Annotated in this window: 29 protein-coding genes, 1 tRNA gene and 1 pseudogene; 26 read left to right on the forward strand and 5 right to left on the reverse strand. The window is 65.1% G+C overall.

From position 1 onward, the window contains the following. The first annotated feature begins 224 nt into the window (after positions 1 to 224). A complete protein-coding gene (locus V5G24_RS13320; protein ID WP_394085791.1) occupies positions 225 to 1,022 on the forward strand; it encodes a S24 family peptidase in 798 nt (265 codons plus the stop codon). A 24-nt stretch (positions 1,023 to 1,046) separates the two neighbouring features. Continuing rightward, positions 1,047 to 1,502, forward strand: coding sequence for a hypothetical protein (locus V5G24_RS13325; protein ID WP_394085790.1), 456 nt, complete (start codon positions 1,047 to 1,049; stop codon positions 1,500 to 1,502). Positions 1,503 to 1,960: 458 nt separating this feature from the next. On the opposite strand, the gene V5G24_RS13330 is transcribed toward V5G24_RS13325, so the two are convergent. After that, positions 1,961 to 2,410: a hypothetical protein gene (locus V5G24_RS13330; RefSeq protein WP_394085789.1), complete on the reverse strand. Its 450-nt coding sequence runs from the start codon at positions 2,408 to 2,410 to the stop codon at positions 1,961 to 1,963. A 163-nt stretch (positions 2,411 to 2,573) separates the two neighbouring features. On the opposite strand from V5G24_RS13330, the gene V5G24_RS13335 reads away from it, so the two are divergent. The 22 genes from V5G24_RS13335 to V5G24_RS13440 all read left to right on the forward strand — a co-directional run bounded on the left by V5G24_RS13335 (position 2,574) and on the right by V5G24_RS13440 (position 14,571). Continuing rightward, entirely contained in the window at positions 2,574 to 2,870 is a 297-nt protein-coding gene (locus tag V5G24_RS13335; protein WP_394085788.1) for a hypothetical protein, read from the forward strand. After that, positions 2,867 to 3,235: a hypothetical protein gene (locus tag V5G24_RS13340; protein WP_394085787.1), complete on the forward strand. Its 369-nt coding sequence runs from the start codon at positions 2,867 to 2,869 to the stop codon at positions 3,233 to 3,235. Before V5G24_RS13335 ends, V5G24_RS13340 begins: the two co-directional genes overlap by 4 nt. 1 nt (position 3,236) lies before the next feature. Further along, the gene (locus V5G24_RS13345; RefSeq protein WP_394085786.1) at positions 3,237 to 3,695 is read left to right on the forward strand and encodes a hypothetical protein; all 459 of its coding nucleotides are present in this window, start codon (positions 3,237 to 3,239) and stop codon (positions 3,693 to 3,695) included. Further along, entirely contained in the window at positions 3,692 to 3,910 is a 219-nt protein-coding gene (locus V5G24_RS13350) for a hypothetical protein (protein ID WP_394085785.1), read from the forward strand. The genes V5G24_RS13345 and V5G24_RS13350 overlap by 4 nt, the downstream gene beginning before the upstream one ends. Continuing rightward, complete coding sequence (locus V5G24_RS13355; RefSeq protein WP_394085784.1) at positions 3,907 to 4,200, forward strand: hypothetical protein; 294 nt, start codon at positions 3,907 to 3,909, stop codon at positions 4,198 to 4,200. The genes V5G24_RS13350 and V5G24_RS13355 overlap by 4 nt, the downstream gene beginning before the upstream one ends. Continuing rightward, a complete protein-coding gene (locus tag V5G24_RS13360; protein ID WP_394085783.1) occupies positions 4,197 to 4,730 on the forward strand; it encodes a hypothetical protein in 534 nt (177 codons plus the stop codon). Before V5G24_RS13355 ends, V5G24_RS13360 begins: the two co-directional genes overlap by 4 nt. Beyond that, positions 4,727 to 5,392 (forward strand): HD domain-containing protein, encoded by a 666-nt coding sequence (locus tag V5G24_RS13365; RefSeq protein ID WP_394085782.1) that lies wholly within the window; start codon positions 4,727 to 4,729, stop codon positions 5,390 to 5,392. The genes V5G24_RS13360 and V5G24_RS13365 overlap by 4 nt, the downstream gene beginning before the upstream one ends. Positions 5,393 to 5,405: 13 nt before the next feature. After that, a complete protein-coding gene (locus tag V5G24_RS13370; RefSeq protein ID WP_394085781.1) occupies positions 5,406 to 5,750 on the forward strand; it encodes a YfdP family phage-associated protein in 345 nt (114 codons plus the stop codon). A gap of 32 nt (positions 5,751 to 5,782) precedes the next feature. Next, positions 5,783 to 6,778, forward strand: coding sequence for a DUF2303 family protein (locus V5G24_RS13375; protein WP_394085780.1), 996 nt, complete (start codon positions 5,783 to 5,785; stop codon positions 6,776 to 6,778). A 1-nt stretch (position 6,779) separates the two neighbouring features. Then, the gene (locus V5G24_RS13380; protein WP_394085779.1) at positions 6,780 to 6,995 is read left to right on the forward strand and encodes a hypothetical protein; all 216 of its coding nucleotides are present in this window, start codon (positions 6,780 to 6,782) and stop codon (positions 6,993 to 6,995) included. Then, entirely contained in the window at positions 6,992 to 8,134 is a 1,143-nt protein-coding gene (dnaN, locus tag V5G24_RS13385) for a DNA polymerase III subunit beta (RefSeq protein WP_394085778.1), read from the forward strand. Before V5G24_RS13380 ends, dnaN begins: the two co-directional genes overlap by 4 nt. 3 nt (positions 8,135 to 8,137) lie before the next feature. Beyond that, positions 8,138 to 8,404, forward strand: coding sequence for a hypothetical protein (locus V5G24_RS13390; RefSeq protein WP_394085777.1), 267 nt, complete (start codon positions 8,138 to 8,140; stop codon positions 8,402 to 8,404). Between the two features lie 83 nt (positions 8,405 to 8,487). After that, positions 8,488 to 8,673, forward strand: a complete 186-nt coding sequence (locus tag V5G24_RS13395; protein ID WP_394085776.1) for a hypothetical protein — start codon at positions 8,488 to 8,490, stop codon at positions 8,671 to 8,673. A gap of 2 nt (positions 8,674 to 8,675) precedes the next feature. Continuing rightward, positions 8,676 to 9,305, forward strand: coding sequence for an HNH endonuclease (locus tag V5G24_RS13400; protein ID WP_394085775.1), 630 nt, complete (start codon positions 8,676 to 8,678; stop codon positions 9,303 to 9,305). Further along, positions 9,305 to 10,333, forward strand: a complete 1,029-nt coding sequence (locus V5G24_RS13405) for a DUF5131 family protein (protein WP_509292322.1) — start codon at positions 9,305 to 9,307, stop codon at positions 10,331 to 10,333. The genes V5G24_RS13400 and V5G24_RS13405 overlap by 1 nt, the downstream gene beginning before the upstream one ends. Beyond that, positions 10,330 to 10,770 carry an ASCH domain-containing protein gene (locus V5G24_RS13410; RefSeq protein WP_394085774.1) on the forward strand — a complete coding sequence of 147 codons (441 nt, stop codon included), beginning with the start codon at positions 10,330 to 10,332 and terminating at the stop codon, positions 10,768 to 10,770. Before V5G24_RS13405 ends, V5G24_RS13410 begins: the two co-directional genes overlap by 4 nt. After that, positions 10,767 to 11,801 (forward strand): hypothetical protein, encoded by a 1,035-nt coding sequence (locus V5G24_RS13415; protein WP_394085773.1) that lies wholly within the window; start codon positions 10,767 to 10,769, stop codon positions 11,799 to 11,801. Before V5G24_RS13410 ends, V5G24_RS13415 begins: the two co-directional genes overlap by 4 nt. Before the next feature lie 241 nt (positions 11,802 to 12,042). Continuing rightward, positions 12,043 to 12,288, forward strand: coding sequence for a hypothetical protein (locus V5G24_RS13420; protein WP_394085772.1), 246 nt, complete (start codon positions 12,043 to 12,045; stop codon positions 12,286 to 12,288). A 3-nt stretch (positions 12,289 to 12,291) separates the two neighbouring features. Continuing rightward, entirely contained in the window at positions 12,292 to 12,606 is a 315-nt protein-coding gene (locus V5G24_RS13425; protein ID WP_394085771.1) for a hypothetical protein, read from the forward strand. A 3-nt stretch (positions 12,607 to 12,609) separates the two neighbouring features. Continuing rightward, positions 12,610 to 13,062: a thermonuclease family protein gene (locus V5G24_RS13430; RefSeq protein WP_394085770.1), complete on the forward strand. Its 453-nt coding sequence runs from the start codon at positions 12,610 to 12,612 to the stop codon at positions 13,060 to 13,062. A gap of 2 nt (positions 13,063 to 13,064) precedes the next feature. Then, positions 13,065 to 13,322, forward strand: coding sequence for a hypothetical protein (locus V5G24_RS13435; RefSeq protein ID WP_394085769.1), 258 nt, complete (start codon positions 13,065 to 13,067; stop codon positions 13,320 to 13,322). 76 nt (positions 13,323 to 13,398) lie between these two features. Beyond that, entirely contained in the window at positions 13,399 to 14,571 is a 1,173-nt protein-coding gene (locus V5G24_RS13440; protein ID WP_394085768.1) for a hypothetical protein, read from the forward strand. 14 nt (positions 14,572 to 14,585) lie between these two features. Here the strand turns inward: V5G24_RS13440 and V5G24_RS13445 are convergent. Then, positions 14,586 to 14,662 (reverse strand) — tRNA-Asp (locus V5G24_RS13445). A 799-nt stretch (positions 14,663 to 15,461) separates the two neighbouring features. On the opposite strand from V5G24_RS13445, the gene V5G24_RS13450 reads away from it, so the two are divergent. After that, a complete protein-coding gene (locus V5G24_RS13450) occupies positions 15,462 to 15,785 on the forward strand; it encodes an MFS transporter (protein ID WP_394085767.1) in 324 nt (107 codons plus the stop codon). On the opposite strand, the gene V5G24_RS13455 is transcribed toward V5G24_RS13450, so the two are convergent. The 3 genes and pseudogenes from V5G24_RS13455 to V5G24_RS13465 form a co-directional block, all read right to left on the reverse strand. After that, positions 15,736 to 17,328 carry a serine hydrolase gene (locus V5G24_RS13455; protein WP_394085766.1) on the reverse strand — a complete coding sequence of 531 codons (1,593 nt, stop codon included), beginning with the start codon at positions 17,326 to 17,328 and terminating at the stop codon, positions 15,736 to 15,738. The two genes, V5G24_RS13450 and V5G24_RS13455, sit on opposite strands and share 50 nt — an antisense overlap. A gap of 286 nt (positions 17,329 to 17,614) precedes the next feature. Next, positions 17,615 to 18,097 (reverse strand): annotated as a pseudogene (locus tag V5G24_RS13460) (ShlB/FhaC/HecB family hemolysin secretion/activation protein); the annotation flags it as partial. Positions 18,098 to 18,679: 582 nt separating this feature from the next. Then, positions 18,680 to 20,299 (reverse strand): winged helix-turn-helix domain-containing protein, encoded by a 1,620-nt coding sequence (locus V5G24_RS13465; RefSeq protein WP_394085765.1) that lies wholly within the window; start codon positions 20,297 to 20,299, stop codon positions 18,680 to 18,682. A 341-nt stretch (positions 20,300 to 20,640) separates the two neighbouring features. Between V5G24_RS13465 and V5G24_RS13470 the strand changes: the two genes are divergently transcribed. Beyond that, positions 20,641 to 23,625, forward strand: coding sequence for an autotransporter family protein (locus V5G24_RS13470; protein ID WP_394085764.1), 2,985 nt, complete (start codon positions 20,641 to 20,643; stop codon positions 23,623 to 23,625). Positions 23,626 to 24,044 lie beyond the last annotated feature (419 nt).

The raw sequence follows: 24,044 nt of genomic DNA on the forward strand, positions 1-24,044 counted from the left end.
GGAGAGGATGTCGAGCCGCTTTCATGCTCGCGCATGAATTTCAGGGCTCTCTCGGCCAGCCGAAGACTCGGCACACGGCCCTCGCGAACCTGAAAAACAAAATTCGGATCACCCACCGCGTCGCGGCCGAAGCGGGTGGGCCTCATGCCTGAGCGATCAAGGTAAGCGTCCAGCTCGGCTCGGAATTGATCGGGTGTCATCATGGAACGGGAGATTATAGGAAAATGCCTATCAAGCAAGAGGCTAAATCCTATTCGCCTTCGCTGTCGGATTTTTCCTACACTTCGCCCATGGATACGGCGCGTGTGAAAATTCTCCAGCAGGTGGCTGAGCGCAGGTTGAACCTGTCCGAGCTATCGAAGCAACTCGGCAAAAACCATGCGTATTTGCAACAGTTTATAAAGCGGGGTGTTCCCGCTGAATTACCCGAAAGAGTGAGAGAACAACTTAGCTCGCTGCTCGGCATTGATGAGGATGAATTGCGCGCCAACCCGAGACGCCAAGACCCCCCAGAAAGCGACAACGTCGGCGATGAAGATGCGCTGGTGGCGATCCAAAAGCGGAAACGGCGTAGCCTTGAGCCAGGGGAGATTCTGGAAATCGACGTCCGCGCCGGTCTCGGAAACGGCGGCTACGGCACTGAGGTAATGGTGGACGGCGAGGTCGCCGACGGAGTGCGTGCAACTTGGCGCCTCCCTGTGGACTTCGTTCGGGCAGAGCTTCGCTCGCGCGAAGCCGAACTCGAAATTCTCCCGGTCGATGGCGATTCCATGATGCCAACGCTGATGCCAGGCGACAGGGTGATGATTAATCGGCGACAGAACACCCCCTCATCGGACGGCTTGTATGCAATCGGCGGACCTTACGGGGTGCAAATAAAGCGGATTGAATACATTCAAGGCACTCAAGATCCCATTATGATAAAAGTGATTTCCGACAATCCACTACACTCGGAGCGCGAATTGCCTGCGGATGAGATTCATGTGATCGGGCGGGTCGTCTGTCGAATTTCACGCATGTAGACTGGCTTTTAGGGGGGCGATGCGATGGGCGCGACTAACGGAAGTTATGGGATATTAGCCGCCATTGCGTTGACGCTATTAGCGCCAGCGGCATTTTCCTTACTTTCAAAGAGCTTCGTTTCATTCCTTACGTCCGCGGTTCTTTTATCTGCTTCTGTTTTTATTTTCATCTTCGCGAAGACCTCCTTCGAACTCATCTTGAGTTCTGTCATTTATGTTGGCGCGCTGATCTCCGCATCGGTCATTTTCATCGGCTATAGAATCGAGCGCGCTATTCGAGAGACGCGCCCAACAACTCCATCCCCAGCCGAACGCCCCGCGCTCACCCGAGAACAGGCGCTTGACGATTTTATCGCCAGCCGGGGAAGCAGACCTCCTCAGGCCGAACCGCATGCCCCACCCCCAAAGTCGGATGCAGAGTGGGAAGATCGCGTCCCGAGCCAAACCAAAAAGCCTTGGCTTTCGCCCGGTGCGACATAGCTGGATAGCGCAATAGGATTTTGCCTATTGACCTAGGATAGGACTATTCCTACAGTACCCCCATCCACCCGATGGGGAGCACCAATGTCCGACATCACCTATCCGGCCCAGCTCACGGCCGGCGCCGATCCCCGCGAGGATCTGCCTGTCTCCGCTGTGGAACAGGCCCGGCGGTCCCTGGCCCGCTGTCTCGCCGAAGAGGCGGCGCGGCGGACGGAAGACGAGGTCTCGGTTCCCCATCCGTGCGAGATTTCCCTCTCGTTTCGCGATTGGTGCCTGCGGCATGGCGTGACGCCCGAAGACCCGATCTTCGTGGCGTCCCTCACTCTCGCCATCCGCAATTACACCGCGCATGCCCTGCGCGTTGCCCAGCACCGCAGCGGACTTCTGGCCAGCGAGATGGCCGGCCTGGGTGCCGCAAATGCCGGCGCCGCGCGCCCCTTCATCCGGCCACCCGGTCAGAAGCCGGGAACGCCGAGCGATTTGCCGATGGCCGCAATAGCCGCTGAGCCAAGCGCGGATGCACCCGCCTTACTCCCCTCCGATGCCGCGCCCTTCGCCCAGGCGACGACCTTGGCTCCCATGGACGTCGACGGGTCCAACGGGTCCGGCTTATCCAGCGACGCCCAGGCTTTTGGCGTCAATCCGGCGTCGCGGGCGCCGAACTGATGCGCCGCCCCATCGATATAGCCGTGGCGCAAAAGCCAGCGGATCGTTTCGATCCCCTCCTGGACGCGCGGGTCCGGCGTCTCCGAGAACTCCGCCTCAAATGCGGCGAGTGTCGGCCCGCCCTCTCCGAAAAGATCGGAGAACAAAAGGAACTGCCGGCGCGGATGGGCAGCGTAGAGCTTCCCCAGGGCGTGCAGCGTCTGCGCCTTGAAGCGAAGGATGTTGTCCGGCTCGTTCACAGCCGCATCCCCGCAGTTTTACCCATTGATGCTCTCCGGCAATTGGTGTGTCGGCGGGTGTCAGGGCGCGGGCCGATTCGCGTCGGCTCGCGCCCACCTATCTACAACCAGGATTTGCACCCGGCACAAGACAGCACCGCGCCTTCGGGCGGGCGGGTGCACCATGTCTGAAGCCCTCGCCCGCATCTGCGCCCTGGCGCAGGCCATCGCGCGGCATCGCCATGAGACGGGCCTGTGCACGCGCGACGATCTGATCGAAGCCGGGTTCACACGCGCGGAAATCGATGCGCACCTCGCCGCCGCGCGCGCATGCCTTTCCGAACCACCCGTGATCGCAGCGGGCGCCATGCGCCCGGCGGCGCACATCCCCAGCTTTCAGCCCTCGGGAGCGCCCCGCCGCGCCTTTCCCCGACAGATGACCTTCGCCGAGGCGGCGGCGTTCCAAGGAGCACATCCGTGAACATGTCCGACATCACCTATCCGGCCCAGCTCACGGCCGATGAGGCGCACACGCTGAAGCGGGCGTGTGCCGGCCTTCAGGCCAGCCTGGCCGATGCCGAGGAAGAGCTCGGCGATTTCACCGCATGCGCCGATTATCTACCCGCGCAGGAAGCCCGGCTCGCCGGCGCCGCCGAAGGCACCACCCTGCGCCGGGAGATGGACGAGGCCCTGGGCGAGGCGCAGGTGGAGGCGACGGACGATGCCCGCGCCTTCCTCGCCGCGCTCGATGCCCTCGCCGCCCGCATCGCCAATGTGCGCGCCGAGTTCGTCGCCGGCCTCACCGCCGCCGCCGCGGCGGAAGCGCCCGAAGCGGAGGCCGCCTGACATGGCCGCCCCCTGCACCACCCCCTTCCTCCCCGCCCACAAGGGCGCGCTCTATCCCGGCGACGTGGTGCGCCTGGAAGAGACGCTCGCTCTTCCCGCCGGCTGCCCGCTGAAGCAAGGCCACATCTACACGGTGCTGCGGGTGGACGGCCTGCTGCACGACATGCACACCTGCCTCGTCCTGGCTGGTGCGGAAACCTGGACCCCCTTCGCCTGGCGCTTCGCGCTGGTGGCGCGCGGCCCGCATGCACCGGTCGCGGAAGCCTCGGCACAGGGCGCCGAGGAGGCGCGGGCCATCGTGGAGCGCATGACGCAGGTGATGCGCGAGCGCGAGCGCGAAACCGGCGCCTGCGACCGGCACGATCTCGCCCGCGCCGGATTCACGGCCGCCCAGATCATCGAATATGCCGATGAGGCCCGCGGCCTTGCCGGCGCGCCCAGCCAGCAGGTGGCGGCATGACCGCGATCATGACCCCCCGCATGGTCCGCCGCGCCGCCGGCCTGGGCGCCCTCCTTGGCGCGGGAGTGGCCGCTTTGGTGGCGCACCTCCACGGCATCGACCGGCCTTCCTTCGCCTTTGCCGGCGCCCTGTGGGGCGCGGCTATCGTCTTGACCGCCGCGGGCGCCCGCCTCCCCACCTGGCGGCGGTCGAGCCGGGGGAGGCGCGCATCATGATGCTGCTGGCCTCCCCCGGATTTTCCCCCCTGCCCGGTGGCACGCCGCTGGAACGCGTCGCGCGCCTCGTCTGGTGCGCCTCGCAGGAACTGCTGCACGCGGCCCGCACCGGCCAGCGCGCCCAGGCCGGCGCCATTGGCGCATGGCTATGCGCCACCGCCTCCGCCCCCACCTGCCCGGTCCGGCTCGCGCGCACCATCAACCGGACGATGGCGATCGCCCGCACCCACCTCGGCGGCGTCGCTCCCGCCTTTGAGCCCTGCCAGGGCGACGACGGGGAGGCCGCATGACCAACGATCAATCCCAGCCGGCCCGCACCTGGTGGCCGGAATTCCTGGTGGACGAATCCATGCCGGCGGGAAAGGCGCACCCGACGGAATGGATCGCGGGCGCCCTCGTAGACGGCGACGGCGTTTGGGGTTTCATGGTCGGCGGGGCCGTCTCGAAAGTGACCTCTCCGGACGATGACGACCCGGCTGACGTCTATGCGGTCCCGGTTTTGCTCGACGAACGCGTGGATTTCACGTGGAGCGAGCCGCGCGGCCGGCGCGAGGTCACCATCTATCCCGATGGAACCTATCGTGTTGAGGGCGTGCCGCCCGCCGACTTCACCAATTGCTGGGAGTTGGGCGAGCCCGAAAGCTGCGCCGATACCCTTGAGGCGTTCGTGCGAGAGTTCGCATCGCCCTGGGGAGGCTTGGACAAGCCCGAGGTCATCACCGTTCATTTCATCAAATGGGGTGGTGACGAACCCTTCCGCCTCCAATTGGTGGATGGCGCGCCCGCGTTCGTCCCCGTGAAAACGGGAGACTCGGCATGAACCCGGCCGGTGAAAACCCCTGGATGCAGACCGCCAGCGGCCGGGCATTCGACCTGGTGGCGCCCACAGCCGCCATGGTCGATCTCGGGCACGACGTGCCCGGTGCCCTCGCGCGCATCTCGCGATTTGGCGGGCATGTGCCCTCCGGCTCCTATTCGGTGGCGCAGCATTGCGTGCTCGGCGTGGACGCCATTCTTGCCGCCGGCGCCGCCGACGGGTGGCACGTGGCCCAGGCGTTCCTCCTGCACGATGCCCACGAGGCCTATATCGGCGACATCACGACGCCGATGCAGGATGCATTGGCGCAGGTCGCCGCGCAGATCGCGCCGGACGCCGCCGACGCGGCGCCCCTGATGCGGACCGTGATCCGCGAGATGAAGCGGCGCTGCGACGGCGCCATTCACGAGGCCGCCGGGCTGCCCTGGCCCCTGCCGAAGCATATCCATGCGCAGGTGAAAGCCTGGGATTTGGCCATGCTCGCCACCGAGCGCCTGCACCTCATGCCGCGCGCGCCGAGGCCCTGGGACCCGGTCGTTGAGGCCGCCCAGCCCGTCCGCCTGCGCGGCCGCATCCAGATCTGGCCATGGCCCCGCGCCGCCGACGAATGGAGCATGCGCTTGCGCACCCTCTTCCCCCACGCCGCCGCGCGCGCAAGCGCCTGACAGGAGAGCCCACATGTCCGTTCGCATCATCCGCAGCTTCCTGCAAACCCTCGGGCTCCTCTCCCGCGGCAAGCTGGAAGAGAAGCTCAACGAAGAAATGGAACGCGTCCTTGAGGCGCTCGACCAGCATCCCGAAGACAAGGCGCAGGCCACCGTCATCCTCGAAGTGGAATTCACCAAGCTCGGCGATCGCGTGGACTGCAAGCCGACGGTGAAGGTGAAACTCCCGAAGGAAAAGGCCTTCGCTTCAACCACATTCTGGCCGCTAGAAAACGGCCTCAGCGTCCAGCATCCGAGCCAGACCGACATGTTCGGCCCTCGTCCCACCGCGCGCGACGACGCGCGCGACTTCGCCTGACCCTCCTCACCCTTAAAACGGAAGTCCCGATTATGACGGAAGAAACCACATCGCCGGATGCCGCGCTCGTGTCCCTGCTCGCCCCGGCGGGCGGCGCGCCCTATTTCGGATCGCTCGATGGCGATGCCATCGACCGCATCAAGACCCTCGCCGCTGAGGGCACGAAGCCGGAAATCGTCCTGATCCCCACGGAGGGCCTCGGCCGGGGCCTGCCGCCGCGCGTGCCCATCCTGTGGGATCGGATCGACCAGGCGCCCATCTCGCTGAAGGCGCTCATCGAGGAAGCCCGCCCGCCCATGCCTCGTGTGGGCACGGCGACCACGGACACGCTCGCCTCCTTCATCGACCTCGTGAACCGGCACAAGGACGATGGTTCCGTGATCTTCGCAGCGACCTCCCATCCGGGGCTGAAGCTCACGGCCGTTCTTGATTATCACGCGCTGGACGGGACCGCCCGTGAGGGCAAGCACCGTGTTGCCTATACCTTCCCGCTGACCGAAGAATTCAAGGTGTGGGTCGCCGGCGACGGCAAGGCCATGAAACAGGCCGAGTTCGCTTTGTTTCTAGAAGAGCACGTGGCCGAGCTGGCCTCGCCGCGCGATGGCGAGTGCAGCGAGTACGAGCCCAAGTTCAAGGCCCAGTTCGGCGCGCCGAACGAGCTGCTGGACCTTTCCCGCTCGCTTGAGGTGAACGAGGGCTCCAAGGCCAAGCAAAGCTTCAACCCGCAGACCGGTGAGCGACAGGTGGCCTTCACCGCCGAGCACACGAATGCGGCGGGCGATCCCATCGACATTCCCGGCATCTTCATGATCTCGGTCGCGCCCTTCGTTTCCGGCGATTCCGAGCCGCCGAAAATCCGCATCCCCGCGCGCCTGCGCTACCGCCTGATAGGCGGCGCCATCACATGGTTCTATCAGCTCTATCGGTGGGAATATTTCCTGCGCGAACGGGTGCAGATCGACCTCGCCGAGGCCGCGAAAGAGACCGGGTTGCCCGCCTTCGAGGGCGCGCCGGAAATGGCGGCCTGACATGGCACGGGCCGCGAAACAGCTTGAGGCGCGTCGCCGCGCGTTGATCGCGGCCTATGCCCGCGCCCGCAAGGGCCACAGCGCGAGCGCCAGGATTTCCCGGCGCCTCGCCACCGTCACCTGCGACCTGCTGCGCGCGGAAATCCGCGCCGCCAGAAACCACCCCACGGTGGCGACGCGGGAACCCGACCTCTTCAGTGATCGAGCCGCAGCATGAAACTCACCCTCACGCGCGATGCGCTCCTCGCCGGCATCGACCGCATCGTGAAGCTGGTGGAAGCCCGCAACACCATCCCCATCCTCAGCCACATCAAGGCCGAGACGCGGGACGGCGCGCTGCACCTGACCGCCACCGACATGGACATGACCGGCGCCACCCGCGTGCAGGCCGAGATCCAGAACGACGGCGCGCTCACGCTGCACGGCAAGACCTTGCGCGATTTCGTGCACAAGCTGCCCGCCGGCTCCCATGTGAGCTTGGAATTGGCCAAGGCGGGAACGGTCACGGTGAAATCCGGCCGCACCCGCGCCACCTTGCCGACGCTGGATCCCACCGATTTCCCGGACCCGCCCGGCGCGGGAACGACCCACAGTTTCGAGGTGCCGGCGAACACGCTCGCCAAGATGATCAACCGGGTGGCGTTCGCCATCTCCACCGAGGAGACCCGCTATTATCTGAACGGCATCTACCTGCATGTGGTGGCGCCGCCACAATGCGACAGGCCCATGCTGCGCGCCGTGGCCACCGACGGCCACCGGCTGGGGCAATACCAGGTGACCGCGCCGAACGGTGTGATCCGCGAGGGCGAAGGACCCTTCGCCGGGATCATCATCCCGCGCAAGGCCGTCGACGAGATCGCCCGCCTGCTGAAACCGTTGGGCGGCGAGAACGTCAAGATCGAGGTGGGCAAGACCTTGCTTCGGCTCACCGCCGGCGCCACCACGCTCGCCAGCAAGCTGATTGATGGCACCTTCCCGGATTATGGGCGCGTCATCCCAAGCGGCAACGCTCTCAAGGCCGTACTCGACAAGGCTGCTCTCGCCGGCGCCGTGGAGCGGGTGCGCGTGGTTTCCTCCGACCGGGGCAATGGGGTGAAATTCGCTTTCGACGCCGGTGCGCTGACGCTGTCGGTGGTCAACCCCGACACCGGCACAGCCGTCGACGAGGTGGAGGTGGAGTATTCGGCCGAGCCGTTGGAGATCGGCTTCAACGGCGCCTATGTCGGCGATATCTGCGCCGTGGCCCCGGGCGAGCGCCTGTGCCTGGCCATGGCCGACCCCGGCTCGCCCTGCCTGATCACGCCCGCTGGCGAGGACACCTCCTCGCTCTATGTCCTCATGCCGATGCGGGTGTGAGCGATGAGCAATCTCGAAGTGCAGGCCGAATATGGCTCAATCGTCCTTTACATGCGGAATCCGGACCCCGCTGGCCGGACCGAACGCGCCACCGTCTGCCACCTGACGCCGGCCGAGGCGCGCAGCCTCATCGAAGGCATCGGTCAGGAGACACTACGGGCCGAATACAACATCCGGCAGAAAGTGACCGCGGAAATCCAGGATCTGAAAGAGAAAATCGCAGCCCTCGAAACCCGCTTGCGCGAATTGGAAGGGGGCGAGCATGCCTGATTCCGAAATCGTCGGCCTGTGTGTGCTCGCCGCCGCCATCGGCGCGCTGCTGGGCATCATCCTGGTGAGCCGGGAGAACCGCCATGGCGGATAAGGCGAGCGCCCCGCCCAATGGCCCGATCGACCTCGCCGAGGTGCGCCGGCGCCGCGAGCGCGAGCGCTACGCAGCCCTCGTGATGAAGGCCTTCGCCGATCAGGAACACACCACAAAGCGCGACCATCTCGACCGCAAGGCCGAGGTGCAGATCGCCGCCCGCGAGAGGATCTGACCATGGCGGATTGGACCGACGCGACGCTGTTTGGGGGCCCGCTTCCGCGGCGCTGCACCAGTTGTCGCCAAGTGAAGGCGATCAATGAGTTCAACGTCGATCTCTCCAGGGCCAACGGACGAGGATATGTATGTCGTTCGTGCATTCGCGTCAGTAATGTTGATGTACCCAATCGCACAGAGCGTGCCGAAGCGAGAAGGCGCGGCGAAGCTTGGTGCCGAGATTGTGCCAAATGGCTTGCCATCTTCGATGTGAACCAAGGTCTTTGTCGCGAGCATCAGCGGTTAACCGATAGGCAGCGCTACGCCACGAACGAGGCTCACCGCGAACGTCGTCGGGCGCACGCGACTATGCGAAAGCGCGGCGTCGAGCCGGTACCCGCAGTTGCCCGCGAGTATTACCTCGAACTCTTTGAAGGCGGATGCGCGTACTGCAATGGCGTCGCTGAAACCTGGGATCACGTTGTCCCCGTCGCGAAAGGCGGGACAACGACCCCCGACAACATTCTACCTTGTTGCATCCCCTGCAACAGCTCGAAACGAGACCGCGATCTCGACGAGTGGCTGACAGCCACCGGACGGCAGATGCGCCTTATCGCCATCGAGCATCTCTCTCACCACCAGGTGCTATGATGGCGCAAAGAACTTCTATTGAATGGACCAGAGGGGCCGACGGTTCCCCAGGCGCGACGTGGAATCCCATCGTCGGGTGCTCCATCGTCTCGCCCGGCTGCACCAATTGCTATGCCATGAGCATGGCCCGGCGCATCGAGGCCATGCAGCCGACAACGCATTATGCCGGCACCACCCAGGTGGTGAACGGCAACGCTGTGTGGACCGGCAAGGTGGCGCTTGCACCCGAGCGCATCCTGACCCAGCCGCTACGCTGGCAGAAGCCGCGCAAGATCTTCGTCAATTCCATGGGCGACCTGTTTCACGAGGCCGTGCCGGTGGAATGGATCGACCGCACCTTTGCGGTGATGAACGATGCCACATGGCACGACTTTCAGGTGCTCACCAAGCGGCCCGGCCGCATGCGCGCCTATCTCACCGATGAGGCGACGAACGAGCGCATCGCCGACGCGCAGGTGAGCATGGGCCTCGACGTCCACGTGAACACGCCTGCCCGCAATATCTGGCTTGGCACCTCGGTCGAAGACCAGCACCGGGCAGATGAACGGCGCGAGGATCTCTCCGCGCTCGCGGGCGACCGCTGGCGCACCTTTGTGAGCTACGAGCCAGCCCGTGGCCCGGTGGACTGGACGGGATGGGAATTCCTCTCATGGCTCATCTCCGGCGGCGAGAGCGGCAACCGCGCGCGCCCCTCAGATCCCGACTGGCACCGCGCCGCCCGTGATTTCTGTGCCGCCCACGGCATCCCCTACCTTTTCAAACAGTGGGGAGAGTGGCTCCCACTTGGGCAGTCGGGATTTACGCAATGGACCGCTTTGACACGCGGAGATGGCACACTCATCTATCACGACATTTGGCGCGGCCACGCTCATTTCAACGATGGCGCCGGCGGCCCAGAAACGCACGTGATCGGCCCGGTGAAAACCCATAGCAGGGCCTCGTGCCTTTCGGCCAGAATCGGCAAGCGCGCCGCCGGCCGCTTGCTCGACGGCATCGAGTACAACGGAATGCCGGGGGCGCCGCAATGACCGCCCATTGCTGCGGATGGCGCGCGCTCTCCGTGATCCAGCCCTGGACCTGGGTGCTGGCGCACGGATTCAAGCCGGTCGAAAACCGGAACTGGCGCCCCGGCAATCCAGGCCTGCGCTTCCGGGGCGACGTGCTCCTGCACGCTGGGCAGAAGTTCGACAGCGACGGCTATGACTGGATCGCCGCGACCTTCCCGCACATCCCGCTGCCGCACCCGGACGCCTTCGAACGCGGCGGCATCGTCGGCCAGGCGCGCATCGTCGACGTGGTGCGCGAGATGGAATCGCCCTGGTTCTTCGGCCCCATCGGCCTCGTGTTCGCCGACGCCAAGCCCCTGCCCTTCCAGCCCTGCAAGGGCGCCCTCGGCTTCTTCAATCCCGCATGGGGGCCACCTTCGGCCGCGCCGGCCGCACCTGCACAGGAGACATTGCTGTGAGCTCGAATTTTCACGCGACGGCGGAATGGCATGCGGGCGCCGAGGCGATGCGGGAAGCCTGCAAGGCGCGGATCGATGCGGGCGCCCGTAAAGCTGAATTCTCACCCGACATGCGCCGGCTCGCGGAAGCACTGGTTGCCGACATCACGCACCTGATCGACGAGATGCAGATCGCGGCCCCGCCCGTTCCCGCTGCGGAACCGGCCGCCGATAAAAGCGCCCCGAAGGGATGGCGCATGGTGCCAGCCGAGCCGAGCCGCGAAATGCGCCTCGCCGTCTGGAGGGATCAATATCTCTTCTACGGCGCGCCGGCGACGGATGTGGAGGAACTTGCGCTTAAGCGCCTCAATGACGAGGAGCAGCGGCAGTTTGACATCAGGAGCTACCGCGCCATGCTCGCCGCCGCTCCGCCCGCTCCCGCCCCTGAGGGTTCAACCGACTGGACGGTTGGCGACAGCGAAACAGCGGGCGCGGTCATGCGTTATCTTGGCATCGGCACCGACCCATCGCTGGAGCCCTATGCCGACCGCCGCAGGGACAAGGTCGCGTCAATCATCTGCGCGGCCCGCGCTGCCGCCCTCGCCCAGGCCGAGGGCCATTCCACCCCCGCGAGCGTCCATGCAGCGGCGGAGATGTTATCGGCCCTGCAAGCCGTCTGGCAATATGGCACCTGTGCGGGAAGCTGTCAGATGGAGGGGGCGGACGGCTCATGCACCTGCCACAAGGTATTTGAGGCGATCCGCAAAGCGGAAGGGCGCCCCAACCTACTCACCCAACCCACGAACGATATCGAATACACGTGCCTGCCAAAAGATGAGCTCTTCGAGATGCTCGACGTCATCAACGAGATGGTAGGTTTCTGCTCCTGCCATATGCCCGCACTTCGATATTACGCCGTGGGAAATGCCGTTTGGGTTATTGCCCACCGGGCCGCTGGGAACGACGAAAAAGCGGACGGGCTGAAAACGCAGCTACTCCAGAACCGGGCCGCATATATCTCTTCGGTCACCCCCTCCAAAGGGGAGGTGTGAGAAATGGAGCGTCCACCGCCTTTCGACTGCGCCATCTGCGGGCGACACGTCGAGAACCGCTGGCCCGGGTCGAAGCAGGAATGGCCCCTCTCGCCCGTCTGCCTCTCCTGCGAGCGATGCTATGCGGCGCCACTGCCGCCGCGGGGCTCATTCCGAGATCGACGCCTAGCGCGCCAGATCAACGCGCTCGCCGAAGCGCTGGAAACGGCGGCGAAACACGCCCAAGCGACAAGGAATTATCATGACCAGCCGTGATTACGACAGCGCGCCGGTGGCGGACAGCCTCGATCTCGCCGGCGTGATCCGCGGTCTCGCCACCGACCTTGAAGGGATGCGGGCCAAGACCATCAGCCCCGCTGAAGGGCTGGCGCGCGCCGCCGTGGCGAAACAGCTTTTCAATGGGGTCAGGCTCTACCTGCAAGCGATGCACATGCTGGAGCGAGAGGCCAAGCCCGCCAACCGCGTCACCCTCGAAGGGGAGGCGTAAGCCATGACTGAGGGCATCATCTCCCCGTGGTCGCCGGAACGAGATCGCATCCGGCTCGCCGTGCTCGGCAAGCTGATCGAGGAATGCAACGAACTGGCGGGGCGCGCCGCACGCTGCATCATCCAGGGCATCGACGAACAGGATCCAACGAGCGGGCGCACCAACCGGGAGGAACTCGCGCGCGAGATGGCCGATGCGATCGCCTGTATCGAGACCGCAGAGACGCGCCTCGGAATACCAATCAGCAGCGACCGGATTGCCGACAAATACGACGGCTTCAAACGCTGGCATGCGATGATCGAGACCGGGGAGGCGTGAGCCATGGCCATCCGCACTATTGTCGCCCTCCTTCTCGCCCTCGCCATATGCGCCACGCTGGCGCCCGCCCACGCCGACCCCATCGCGCCAGGCGCGGTGCGCGTGGTCGACGGTGATACAATCGCCGTGGGAGCGGTGCGGTATCGCCTCGTGGGATTCGACACGCCCGAGAAAGGCGCCCGGGCCCGCTGCCGCGCCGAGCGCACGCTGGCCGCCAGGGCCACGCGCAAGCTCCGGAGGATCGTCTCCGGCGGTGGGCTCGACCTTTCAGCCGTCCCCTGCTCTTGCCGCCCAGGCACGGCCGGCACACGCGCCTGCAATTTCGCCCGCCCCTGCGGCGTGCTCACCGCAGACGGGCGAGATGTGGGCATAACCCTGATCGCCGCGGGCCTCGCCCGCCCCTATCCCTTCGACTGGCGCCACCGCCCCGCGCCGGCGCACTGGTGCGGGAGGTGAGGATGGCGCTTCGCTTCTCCGTAGAACCGCGCGACATTCCCCCGGAAAAGGCGGCGCGGCGGCTGCATCTCACGCTGGCAGAATTTGATGCCGTCCGCGGCCGGCTGGAAGGCCGCGGGTTCCCGAGGCCAGATCCCGACACGGGAATGTACGATACCAAGGCCATCGACGCTTGGATGGATCGCCGCTCGGCCTTGACGGCGCCGCTGCAGTCGCGCGACGCTCGGGAGGTGGCGCTTGGCCGCATCGCCAACCTGTGAGCGTCCCGTGGGGGCAGACAAGATTCGCTATCTGGTGTTCGTGAACGGACGCTGGCGCTGGCGCCCCACCCGCACCATGCGCGCGCACGGCTTTCGCCTCATCAGCTTCGGCCCGGAACTGACATCGGCCGATCGCGCGAAGGCCATCCATCTGAACGACGAATGGGACCGCGCGCGACGCGGCCTGGCGTCCGAGCAGCCGCGGCGCGCCTTTCCGCATGGCAGTGTGGGAGACGGCTTCCTACGCGCCGTCGCCATGCGCAAGCTGGATCGAAAGGAAAAAGGGCTGCCTTGGACGCCCGAGCAAGAAAGCCGGGACGATTGGGCGCGGGCCTGGAAATGGATCGAGCCAGTCTATGGCGACGTGGATCCCCGCACCATCCAGCCCGAAGAAATGCTCCCCTTCAGAGCCAAGGTGGCCGAGCGGGTTTCCGAAAGCGAGGCGTTTCGCGTCATCAAGGTCTGGCGGGCGCTTTGGAAAAAGATGGCTGTGATGGGCTATTGCGACCGGGATCGCGATCCCTCGCTCGCCACCTCCAATTCCGCACCACCGCCGCGTGCCGGCGCATGGACCGACCATGAGGTGAAGCGCCTGGTCCAGCGCGCATGGCGCCGCGGATACCGCGGGCTGGCGGTCTGCATGGCGATCGCCTGGGATACCCAGCTCTCGCCGGTGGACGTGCGGCGCTTGACGCGAGCGCAGCGCATGCGCGATTCGGGCGGCAGCTATTTCAGCCTCGGCCGGGCGAAGACCGGGCGCGCAGCCGCAGGGACGCTCACGCGCTGGTCGGAAGCATTGCTTGACGCCTATCTCGCCGGCCAAGGATTCGAGGCGCTGGAAACCTCACCCCTTTTCAGGACGCGGCACATTGCGCCGACCAGCAAGGGCGGTCGCGCTTGGCTGCCTCGGCCATATACCAAGGACAAGCTCGGCAAGGACTTCTCGACGATCCGCGCCGAGGTGTTCGGCGTTGCAGAGCGCCGTCAGCTCGCCGACATGCGCCGCTCCGGCACCATCGAGGCCTTCGCCGGCGGAGCGAGCCCCGGCGGGGTGTCCACCAAGATGGCAAACACCCTCGCTGCATCCACGCGCCTGCAGAAGACGTACAACCCCGTCCACATCGCCACCGTGCGCCAGGTGGACGAGGCGCGCGAAATCGGCAGGGCACGGATGAAGGAACAAAAAGCCACCGAAAGTGTCACGACGCCGGACAGAAAAGTGTCACGGCGAAGGGCAGATAAGGCTTAAGTCATTGAAATAAATGGCGGGAGTGACGGGGCTCGAACCCGCGACCTCCGGCGTGACAGGCCGGCGCTCTAACCAACTGAGCTACACCCCCCGAGCGACGCTGCCTTCGTGGCGGCGCGTCGAGATGGCGGGTGATAAGGCGCGGCCCGGATCAAGTCAAGCGAACCGCCCGCATTTTTAGCCGGCCTGTGCAAAACTTGCCGAACGGTCGCCGCCACACCGGGCGAAAGCTGGATTTTGCAGGATCTCGCCAGACACCCGGCCCTCCGCGCGCCGCACGGGCAACCGAGAGGACTCATAAGAGCGGCAGGCAAAATGAGGATTCGGGAAAATGGCGGGCGGTGACGGGCGGGCACCACCTCTTACCCACAAGTCACCGATTAACAACAGGGACTCGTTCTAACCGCTGGTCGCGCTGCCGAAAGTTACTCCAACCATGTGTACATTCCAGGCGCGCGTGTCAACAATTTGCTCCCGTTTCCGTCCTGTCAGAGCCTCTGTTCTGACAAGGCTAGAAGCCGGGAGAAGCGGTGGCGCATAACCTTTGGAATCCTTGTGCGCGACGTCTGCGGCCGACACACGGGATCGTAGGGTCGGTGAATGGGCCTCGATGCCACGGCGACCAGAGCGCTCAGGCGCTGACATTCGAGTTGCGCACATGGCGACGCCATTACGGCAGCCCGCGCTGGAGCGATCCAGATCAAGGGAGCGTGCATCCGGTGGGGATACGCGCCATTGCGCCGTGGGACGGCGGGACGTACCGGCCACAAATCCGTCGGTCAGGACCGGTGTCAAATGTGGCCTGCGACCCATGGGAGATTCCCCGGCGGCGCATACCCCCCGGCCCTTGAACACGGAAGAATCGTTCTCCGCGGGGCCGCGGTCGCAGCTTGATCAGCCTCCACGAAATCGGCGTCGCATCGGCATCCGCCGCCAGCTGGCTGTTCAACAAGCTGGTGACGTACGTCTTTCTCTCCATGGTGGAATGGATCGGCCTCGCCGGCGTCATCGCCCTGTTCATGCTGGTGTGCCTGCTGGCGCTGGCCATCTGCTTCGTCTTCGTGCCGGAGACGCGCGGCCGTTCGCTGGAGACCATCGAGGCGGACGGTCTCGCCGGCACGCCGCTGCGCGCGGTGGGGCCGAGGGGCGCGACTAGCCTCCCGCTCACCGCGTCCATGTGGCGAGACCCTCGGCGTCGAGATATTCGATCTTGAGTTCGGCCGCCTTGCCGGCCTTCATCACGAAGCGCACGGATGACAGCGAGCCATAGGGCATGTTCTCGCCGCGCGGGGCGACTGCGAACGTGTCGCCGTCCCAGTGGGTCAGCGGCAAGGACAGCGTACCCGGGCCGAGCGCCAGCACCAGGCCGCTCTGGCCTTGCGTGATCCGCGCCGGGCCATAATAGGCATTCTCATAGATGCCCACATAATCGGCCACCGGGCGGGCTGCGGCCGGCTTCGCCGGCGCGGTCTTGCCCGCCAGATCGCCGGAAGGGTCATTGAAGGCCAGCAGCAGCGGATGGAACAGCGCATACCAGTCACGGGTGGGCGCGCCGTAGAGGACCGTGTCCATGAACTGACTGGTGATCGCCTCCGCTGCCCCCACGGGCGCGCCGTTGGTCAGCACCACGATGGCGATGTCGGCGGACGGCAAGAAGCGCACCTGCGTGCCCGCGCCGGTCCCGAAGGCGCCGGAATGGGACAGGTCCGGCCGCCCATCCGCATCCACCCCAACATTGAAGCCGAAGCCGTAGAAGCTGGATCGCGCGCCGACGGTGGGGGCAGGCGCACTGAAGGCCTGCGCCCGCAGGGCCGGCAGCAGAGCGGCAGGCGTGATCAGTTCCTTCCCGTTGTAGCGGCCGTTGGCGAGCACCAGCTTCATCCATTCGGCGATGTCGGTCACGCTCGACGAGACACCACCGGCCGGCGACTGCGGGTCGGGGTCGCGCTGGAAGCGTGGCGTAAAATGTCCGTCCTCCAGCGAGTGCAGCACCGCCCGGTTCTCGTGCTTGAGCAGGTCTTGATAACGCGAGCTGGTGGATGTCATGCCCAGCGGCCCGTAGAGCACCTTCTGGCAGAGGTCCTCCCACGATTGGCCAGAGGCCCGCGCCACTGCCTCGGCGCCGGTGGTGAGGCCGAAGTTGGAATAAGCATAGGAGATACGGAACGGCGCCAGCGGCAGCAGGCGGAGCCGCTCCAGGATCGCGGTGCGGTCGAAGCCGAGGTCTTCGAGCATGTCGCCGCCCGCGTGCGGCAGGCCGGTGCGATGCGAGAAGAAGTCGCCCACGGTCGCATTGGCGGTGACATAGGGATCCTTCAGCGCGAAGCCCGGCATGAGCTGCGCCACCTTGTCGTCCCATTTCACCACACCGGCCGTCACCTGCATGGCAACGACGGTGGCGGCGATCGGCTTGGACACCGAGGCCAGCTGGAACACGGTGGCCGTGTCGATCAAGGCCGGCTTGCCCAGTTCACGAACACCGAAGCCTTGCGCGAATACCGTCTTGCCGCCGTGCACCACGGCGACAGCCGCGCCCGGGAGGCCGCTGCGCTTCAGGACGCTCTCAATCGCCGCCGGCAGATCCGCCAGCGCCCTCTCCGTCCCGCCCTGGGCGAGCGGGATGACGTCTTCCGGCGGGATTGCCCCAAGCGTCAGGGGGACGGTCTGCGCCTGCAGCGGCAACACTGCGGAGCTCAGCAAAATGGCGGCGGCGAGCTTCAGTGCTCCCCGGCCAACAAACGAGGTGAGCTTGGCCATGACATCGGTCTCCAGCTATGTGATCGCCTGCAAACGGGGCGGCCACGTCAGGGGGCAGGTCGGTGAGACTCCGGCACGTGGTCACGCCGGCATCCCGGAATGCATTTGCGTCAAAAGACCCTTGCCATCTGGACGAACACACGCTGCCCGTCGTGGAAAATGCCGCGGAGTCTTCCCAGGGAATGGCGATGAGTAGCTGCGCATTGAGCGCATCGCCCAGCTTCGCGCGCAGGCCGGCGCTGGCGGCACCGAGCCTGGCGTCCGCATAGTCCACGCCGACCTCCTGGCTCCAGAGTGCCGCATAATCGACGAACACGAAGGCCTGGAGGCCCGAGATCCCCGGAGCGGACCAGGGGAGTGCCCGGCTGAGCTCGAACGTGGCGGCAACGCCACTGTCTCCCACCGCCATGGAATTGTCGAAGGCGCGCCCGAACGGGTCGCCCCCTACGTTCGGCCGCACCACCGAAGGCAAAGGATCGAACGCATATTGCGCGGCCATGCGCAAGCGTGCGTTCAGCTCCGGCAAGACCTCCTCGCGGACGTCGAGGTCGAGACGGACGAAGCGATAGTCGTCGGGCACGCCAGATCGCGAGGGAAACGCCCAGCGATCGGCGCGCGCGCCCAGGTCATCAAGACCTTGCGCCACAGAGGCGAGCACGGTTGCGGAACCGCCCTCGAACTCGGCGAGATAGCGCAGCGAGGCCGCCAGCCCGCGGTTTCGCCTTGGTATTTTCAGGCGGAATCCGGCGCTGCATGTCCGGGACGGCAATAGCGATTGTTCCAGGCGCGCGTGGTTCCGAGAAGCGCTGGATCACGGCCGACTGTTCGGACATGACCTGTTCCAGCACCTGCGCGGACGGGCGCATTCGCCAGCGCCGCACCGGCGCCGACGACCAGCGCCGCGGCTCTTGCAAACATCGAACCACGCATAGTCTCCCCCCATTCCCATGGGTCTTCATCGGCACCCATAATCGCCGAGCGTGTTCAGCTCCACCGTCGCGGGGGCCTCAGGTCGTCCGCGTTCAGCGGACGTCGTGCAGCCGCCGCCCGCCAGCCCGTCACACGGAGACAGCACACGGAGGATCAGCGTGGCGAAGCGAATGATTACCGCAGGTCAGAGATGTAGAAATGATGGTCGCAACTACTACGAATCGCGAGCATCAAAGTCTCTCACCCGTCCGGAGACGGGCTGATAGACTGATGCGGCTACAGGCCGGGCAACCCGAGCGGCGACGAGAGCTTCCGGACCACCAAGATGTCGATAGCAGGCAATTGTTTGAGCAATATTTGAAAACGGCATAATTGCGCAGCCCCCTCGGGAGGCGCACGAAAAAGCGCCGATGCCGCGCGCTCAGCTCGCGGCGATCAGGCCTGTCCCCATGAGGACGAAAGGCGGAATCACGCCCGTGCCGTGCATCCCGGTCACATGGGCGACGAGCCCCTCCATGATGTTGGCGCGGGCTTGCAGCGAGGTCAGGTGGCGCACCGAGGTCATGTAGGTGAACGCGAGCGCGTTGCGTGCCCCTTCCGGACCGGCCGCTCGCAGCACGTCGATGACCGCCTGTGGCAGCCGCTGGCCGGGAGGCGTGACCAGCACGGCGATCATCGCGCTGAGATCGGGCGGGGAATGCGGGCTCCAGTAGGAAAAGGCCGCAGCGGCCTTGAGCGCCTCGCGGTCGCCCGCTGCCAGCAATGCAATGCACTTCAGGACACGCATGTGCAGTTCAAATTCGGAATCGGGGTCCGCCATCTCGATCCCGCGGTCGAAGAATGCCAGCGCGGCGGTAAAATCGCCGCGCGCCTGCCGCAATTGCCCGAGCACCGGCAGGGCGGCGGCAAATTCCGCCGTGCGGGCGAAGGCCCGGTCCGCCAGATCCTCGGCCAGCTCAAGATGGCCGCGATCGACGAAATAGAGCAGCTTGGCGGCCGCCAGCAGCAGCAGCGCATTGGTCTCGATGAGCGGCAGGCAATCCAGCACGGTCGCCTCGATCTCGCTCTCGATCTCGTCGCGCTCGCGGCGAGAGATGCCGGTGAAGGGATTGGCAAGGACAAGGCGCGCGAACAGATGCAGGCACCATTGCAGCGCGATGTCCGCGCTGGCCGGGTTCTGCGCCCGCGCGTCACGCAGTTGCAGCCCCTTCTCCAGCCATTTCGGGTTGGAGGCCGACAACAGGGTCGTTGCCTTGCGCAGACGGATTTCCAGCGGCTGATCGGCGGGCGTGCCGAGCCCTTCCGAGGCGTCGGCCAGGGTCCGCTGCAACGCCTCGATGATGCCGTCCGTGGCGCGTTCCACCTCTGGGGTGAGCATGGCGAGGCTGGCGCCGCCGAACTCCAGCCGAAAGGCCCTGATGATGCGCCCTGACGGCGCTTCCCGCAGGATCGCCGTGCAATCCAGGCGGGCGCCGCTGTCCTGGAAGCTCACCTTCAGGGCATAGCGCGCGCCCTGCGGCACCGCCCCCTCGTCGCGCCCCACGATGATGACGGCTTGACCTTCGCTGACCCTGCCCGCGATCATGTCGCGCATCAGTCCGGTAATGGCCCCCGCCCGTTCTGTCAGGCGCTTGTCATGAAGCGGGACCACAGGGGCGATTGCCAGGAGCATGTTCGCCGGCGCCGGATCGGGCCTGACGGCCACAGCCGGCAGCTTTGTTGCGATCCACACATAGCCCTCGCCATACTGCGTGGCGATATATCGGGGCGACCTCGCGCTATCTCCCAGCTTTGCGCGCAGGCGGTTGACGAGAAAATCGACGTTGCGGTCGGATGCATCGGCCTGGGTCGGCGCGATCGCGTCGAGCAGTTGACTGCGCGGCATCAGGCGGTGCGGGTTGCGAGACAACACCAGGAGAAGCGCGCGCTCGCTCCGGGTGAAGCGAATCTGCTCACCGCTGCGATGGGCAAACAAGCAGGTGTCATCCAGTACCACATCGCCAAACACGAATCCGCCTGCGCTCGATCCCCCGCGTTCCATTCAAGCTTGTCCCCAGGCCGGCCCGGCACGCACCAATGCCGCCCGGATAATGCCCGAGGGTCAAATGCGGGTCGAGCCAATTTGGCTCCTGGAGGCCGCCGCCGCCATAAGTGGGGCCGCTGGAGGTACGCAGGAAAGATACTCGGCCCGAGCGCGTCATCGCGACGCGCGTGAACTGACGTAGCCACGCGCATCGATCCAGCCCGACGTTCGTTCCGGCCCGACGTTGAAGCGCTGGATTGTCGCCATGGGGCCATGTCACGCGAGTGGGCCGCATCTCATACAGCACGTTGAGCCGCTCAAACACTGTGCAAACAATCGCCTGCTAGACGGCCCCTTCGATGAATCTTACCGGTGGGGAATTCGGCATGGCGTCACCTTCAAACCGCTCCAACCCGCGCGCAAGCGGCAAAAGCGGGCAAAGCGCGCGTGTTGCAGCCTTGCTGAGCTCGACGGCCACGAACGGGCAGCCGCTGTCGATGGAGGAGCGGGAGATCTTGAAGCTGTGCGCCCTTCAAAAGACAGGGTCACGTCTGCGACGCACGCTGCCACGCTTGGCCGCGACCGCGCTGACGATCACGATCGCGCTGCTGCCCAGCAAGGAAGCATGGGCATTTTATTACTGGGCTCCACCGGCATCAAATGCCGATGATATGAATAATTTTGCGAACTACAATAGCTCCGACAATGTCGTTACAGCTAAAGCATACTATGGAAGTATTTCACAAAATATTTATCTATCAAATCAATATAAATTGCCAGGATATCCGGAACTACACTTTTATGCACCCTATCAAATAACAATAAATAATGGAGGAACGCTATCTAACATTTATCAAATATTTAATAATTCAAGCATGATGACCATCAACAATGATGGAACATTCAATACTTGGATTTTGCGCGGACCGTTCAAAATCAGCAACACCGGCCTGCTGAATGTCGGCGTAAGTCTGTATGAGATTGCAATCGACAACTTCGGGACCATCGCGTTGGGCGCCAACACGACGGCAGCCACGGCTACAATTAACAACCGAAGTGGAAAGATTGAATTCTCGGGAAACGCCACGGCGGGCTCCGCCCGTATCACCAATGACGGCACCCTGACTTTCAAGGACCGGTCGTCGCTCGCATCCGCATATATCATCAACAATGGTGTGCTGGCCCTCCACGACTATGTGTCCATGAGGGCTGGCAGGATCGAAAACGAGGGCAGCGTCACGCTCGGCGAATATGCCTCCTTGGGCGAAGGGGACATCGACAATGTCGGCAAAATAACCTTCAGCAACTTTTCGGGTGCCGGCAATGCCTCGCTCGTGAATGCCAGCACCGCCCAAATCCGCTTCATCGATAACGGATCAGCCGCCAATGCGAAGCTGGACAATGCCGGGCGGATCACCTTCCTGAATTTCGCCAGTGGCGCCAGTGCCACGATCACCAATTGGACCGCCGGAAGCGTCGTCGACATCTCCGGCCTGACGGCCGGCGGCACGCCCCTCGGCGCGCTGGCCGGCGAGGGCACCGTCGCGCTGGGCAGCAAATCCCTGACCGTCGGGGGCAACAATGCCAACACCGTCTTCTCCGGCGTTATCAAGGACGGCGGCGACGCCGGCGGCACCGGGGGCATGTTGATCAAGGAAGGCACGGGCAAGCTGACGCTCTCGGGAACACAGACCTACACCGGGGCAACGACCATCAACGCCGGCAATCTGAATGTAAACGGCTCGATCGCGCGTTCCTCGGTCGTCAACCTGAACAAGGGCGGCACGCTGTCGGGCAGCGGCAACTTCGGCAATGTCGTCAATAACGGCGGCACGCTCTCGCCCGGCAATTCCATCGGGACGATGCATATCAACGGCAACCTGACCATGAACCCAGGCTCGATCTACTATGTCGAGATCAATGGCGTCGCCAGCGACCGTATCGAGGTGACGGGCACGGCCAATATCAGCAGCTCGGTCTTCGAGATTGCCCATGACACCGACACGGCCTCGCTGCCGGTGCTTCCGGGCACCACCTACACCCTGATCACCACCGGCGGTGGCCTGACGGTGACTGCACCGCAGGTCGCCATCGCCGACTTTCCCTTCCTCGACTTCACGCTCGGCGCCGACGCGCACAACGGCTATCTGACCACCTCGCGCAGCTCCGAACGGTTCGCCAGCCTGGCCTCAACGTCGAATGAGCGCGCGGTGGCCAATGCGTTGGACACGGCCTCCCCGACCAGCCCGCTCTGGCAGCAGATCGTGGGGGCGAGCGAGGCGCAGGCGCGCGCAGCGTTCACAAGCCTGAGCACCGCATCATTTCATGCCTCCGCGGTCGGGGTCCTGTCCGAGCAGTCGATTTACCTGCGCGACGCGGTGGTCGACCGCATGCGTCAGGACTTCGGCCCCGCCACCCCCCTGGCGCCGGCGAGCACGGCGCTCACCTATGTGCCAGAGACGCCCAACGCCCGGGCCGCGGCGGCCAGAGGGCCGTTCCAAAAGGCGCCGCCGGCCGCCATGCTGCCGCCGCCCGAAGTCTATGCGGTCTGGGCACAGGGTGTGGGAAGCTGGGGCAAGCTCAACGGGGACAGCAATGCGGCGGCGATCGATCATTCAGTCGGCGGCGTCGTCTCCGGCGTCGATGTCACCTTCAACGGCCTCTGGCGCGTCGGCCTAGCCGCCGGCTACAGCGAATCGAACTTCAGCACACCGAACCAGCCCGTTTCCGGCTCAAGCGACAACTATAGCGTGACGCTTTATGGCGGCGGGCAGTTCGGCGCCTGGGGCATGCGCGGTGGCGCCAGCTTCGGGTGGGGCAACATCGAGACGTCGCGGCAGGTCACGGCCGTCGCTCTGGCGGGGGCCCAGCGTGGCGCATACGACGCGACGACGACGCAAGTGTTCGGCGATGTCGGCTACACCTTCGCCTTCGGCAGCGCTTCGATCGAGCCGTTTGCCAACCTCGCTTATGTCCACGTTGACAGCACCGTCAAGGAAACCGGCTTTGCCGCCGTAAGCGGCGATGCCGCGATCGACACCACCTTCGCAACGCTGGGGGCACGGGGCGCGTTCGCCGTGAACAGCGTATTGACGGCCCGTGGCAGCCTGGGTTGGCAGCACGCCTTGGGCGATGTGGTGCCGATGGCGACGCTGGCCTTTCAATCCGGCGGCACGCCCTTTTCCCTGGCCGGCACGCCCATCGCGCGCAATGCCCTCGTGGCGGAACTGGGCGCAGACCTCGCGATCGCCCCCAATGCGGCGATCGGCGCCGCCTGGAACGGACAGTTCGGCGACGGCGACACGTCAAACGCTATCAAAGGGTATCTCAGCTGGAAGTTCTGAGAACCCTTTGAGACCGTGCTGGGCATCCCTGCCCCCTCAGGCCCTTTTCGCTTGCGCGAAAGAGGCCGCGGGGGGCTGACGTGCCCCCCGTTTCCAGAGCCGGATCTGCACCCTGGCGGAGCCCCAACACCTGCGCCGAAATGGTCGCGAGACTTCACATGAGGGTATCTCGCTCCATCCCCAACTCCATACCAACGTCAGTATGCGCAGCCAGCAGGCACGCCCGGCGACGGACCTCGATCGCTGGTAACGGCCCGCGTCGTATTCGTACGGGAGTTGCCCCATAGGCCGCAACGCGGCGACGGGGGATGCGGAGGGAAAACCAGAAGGTGGAACCTCTTAGCCAAAGGTGCATCGAAACGCCCCAATGTGATCATTCGGGTGTACGCTCCGCGCGACTAGAACCGATTTTTCCGTTT

This window comes from Roseixanthobacter finlandensis, from assembly GCF_043195105.2.
GTDB lineage: Bacteria > Pseudomonadota > Alphaproteobacteria > Rhizobiales > Xanthobacteraceae > NCEH01.

Excerpts from the sequence above, each read along its gene's own strand:
- V5G24_RS13370 (WP_394085781.1), top strand. The coding sequence starts at position 5,406 with ATGTCCGTTCGCATCATCCGCAGCTTCCTGCAAACCCTCGGGCTCCTC.
- V5G24_RS13430 (WP_394085770.1), top strand. The coding sequence starts at position 12,610 with ATGGCCATCCGCACTATTGTCGCCCTCCTTCTCGCCCTCGCCATATGC.
- V5G24_RS13400 (WP_394085775.1), top strand. The coding sequence starts at position 8,676 with ATGGCGGATTGGACCGACGCGACGCTGTTTGGGGGCCCGCTTCCGCGG.
- V5G24_RS13395 (WP_394085776.1), top strand. The coding sequence starts at position 8,488 with ATGGCGGATAAGGCGAGCGCCCCGCCCAATGGCCCGATCGACCTCGCC.
- V5G24_RS13470 (WP_394085764.1), top strand. The coding sequence starts at position 20,641 with ATGAATCTTACCGGTGGGGAATTCGGCATGGCGTCACCTTCAAACCGC.
- V5G24_RS13365 (WP_394085782.1), top strand. The coding sequence starts at position 4,727 with ATGAACCCGGCCGGTGAAAACCCCTGGATGCAGACCGCCAGCGGCCGG.
- V5G24_RS13405 (WP_509292322.1), top strand. The coding sequence starts at position 9,305 with ATGGCGCAAAGAACTTCTATTGAATGGACCAGAGGGGCCGACGGTTCC.
- V5G24_RS13390 (WP_394085777.1), top strand. The coding sequence starts at position 8,138 with ATGAGCAATCTCGAAGTGCAGGCCGAATATGGCTCAATCGTCCTTTAC.
- V5G24_RS13420 (WP_394085772.1), top strand. The coding sequence starts at position 12,043 with ATGACCAGCCGTGATTACGACAGCGCGCCGGTGGCGGACAGCCTCGAT.
- V5G24_RS13355 (WP_394085784.1), top strand. The coding sequence starts at position 3,907 with ATGATGCTGCTGGCCTCCCCCGGATTTTCCCCCCTGCCCGGTGGCACG.
- V5G24_RS13440 (WP_394085768.1), top strand. The coding sequence starts at position 13,399 with ATGCGCGCGCACGGCTTTCGCCTCATCAGCTTCGGCCCGGAACTGACA.
- V5G24_RS13465 (WP_394085765.1), bottom strand. The coding sequence starts at position 20,299 with ATGGAACGCGGGGGATCGAGCGCAGGCGGATTCGTGTTTGGCGATGTG.
- V5G24_RS13360 (WP_394085783.1), top strand. The coding sequence starts at position 4,197 with ATGACCAACGATCAATCCCAGCCGGCCCGCACCTGGTGGCCGGAATTC.
- V5G24_RS13425 (WP_394085771.1), top strand. The coding sequence starts at position 12,292 with ATGACTGAGGGCATCATCTCCCCGTGGTCGCCGGAACGAGATCGCATC.
- V5G24_RS13435 (WP_394085769.1), top strand. The coding sequence starts at position 13,065 with ATGGCGCTTCGCTTCTCCGTAGAACCGCGCGACATTCCCCCGGAAAAG.
- V5G24_RS13410 (WP_394085774.1), top strand. The coding sequence starts at position 10,330 with ATGACCGCCCATTGCTGCGGATGGCGCGCGCTCTCCGTGATCCAGCCC.
- V5G24_RS13380 (WP_394085779.1), top strand. The coding sequence starts at position 6,780 with ATGGCACGGGCCGCGAAACAGCTTGAGGCGCGTCGCCGCGCGTTGATC.
- dnaN (WP_394085778.1), top strand. The coding sequence starts at position 6,992 with ATGAAACTCACCCTCACGCGCGATGCGCTCCTCGCCGGCATCGACCGC.
- V5G24_RS13350 (WP_394085785.1), top strand. The coding sequence starts at position 3,692 with ATGACCGCGATCATGACCCCCCGCATGGTCCGCCGCGCCGCCGGCCTG.
- V5G24_RS13335 (WP_394085788.1), top strand. The coding sequence starts at position 2,574 with ATGTCTGAAGCCCTCGCCCGCATCTGCGCCCTGGCGCAGGCCATCGCG.
- V5G24_RS13325 (WP_394085790.1), top strand. The coding sequence starts at position 1,047 with ATGGGCGCGACTAACGGAAGTTATGGGATATTAGCCGCCATTGCGTTG.
- V5G24_RS13455 (WP_394085766.1), bottom strand. The coding sequence starts at position 17,328 with ATGGCCAAGCTCACCTCGTTTGTTGGCCGGGGAGCACTGAAGCTCGCC.
- V5G24_RS13345 (WP_394085786.1), top strand. The coding sequence starts at position 3,237 with ATGGCCGCCCCCTGCACCACCCCCTTCCTCCCCGCCCACAAGGGCGCG.
- V5G24_RS13375 (WP_394085780.1), top strand. The coding sequence starts at position 5,783 with ATGACGGAAGAAACCACATCGCCGGATGCCGCGCTCGTGTCCCTGCTC.
- V5G24_RS13320 (WP_394085791.1), top strand. The coding sequence starts at position 225 with ATGCCTATCAAGCAAGAGGCTAAATCCTATTCGCCTTCGCTGTCGGAT.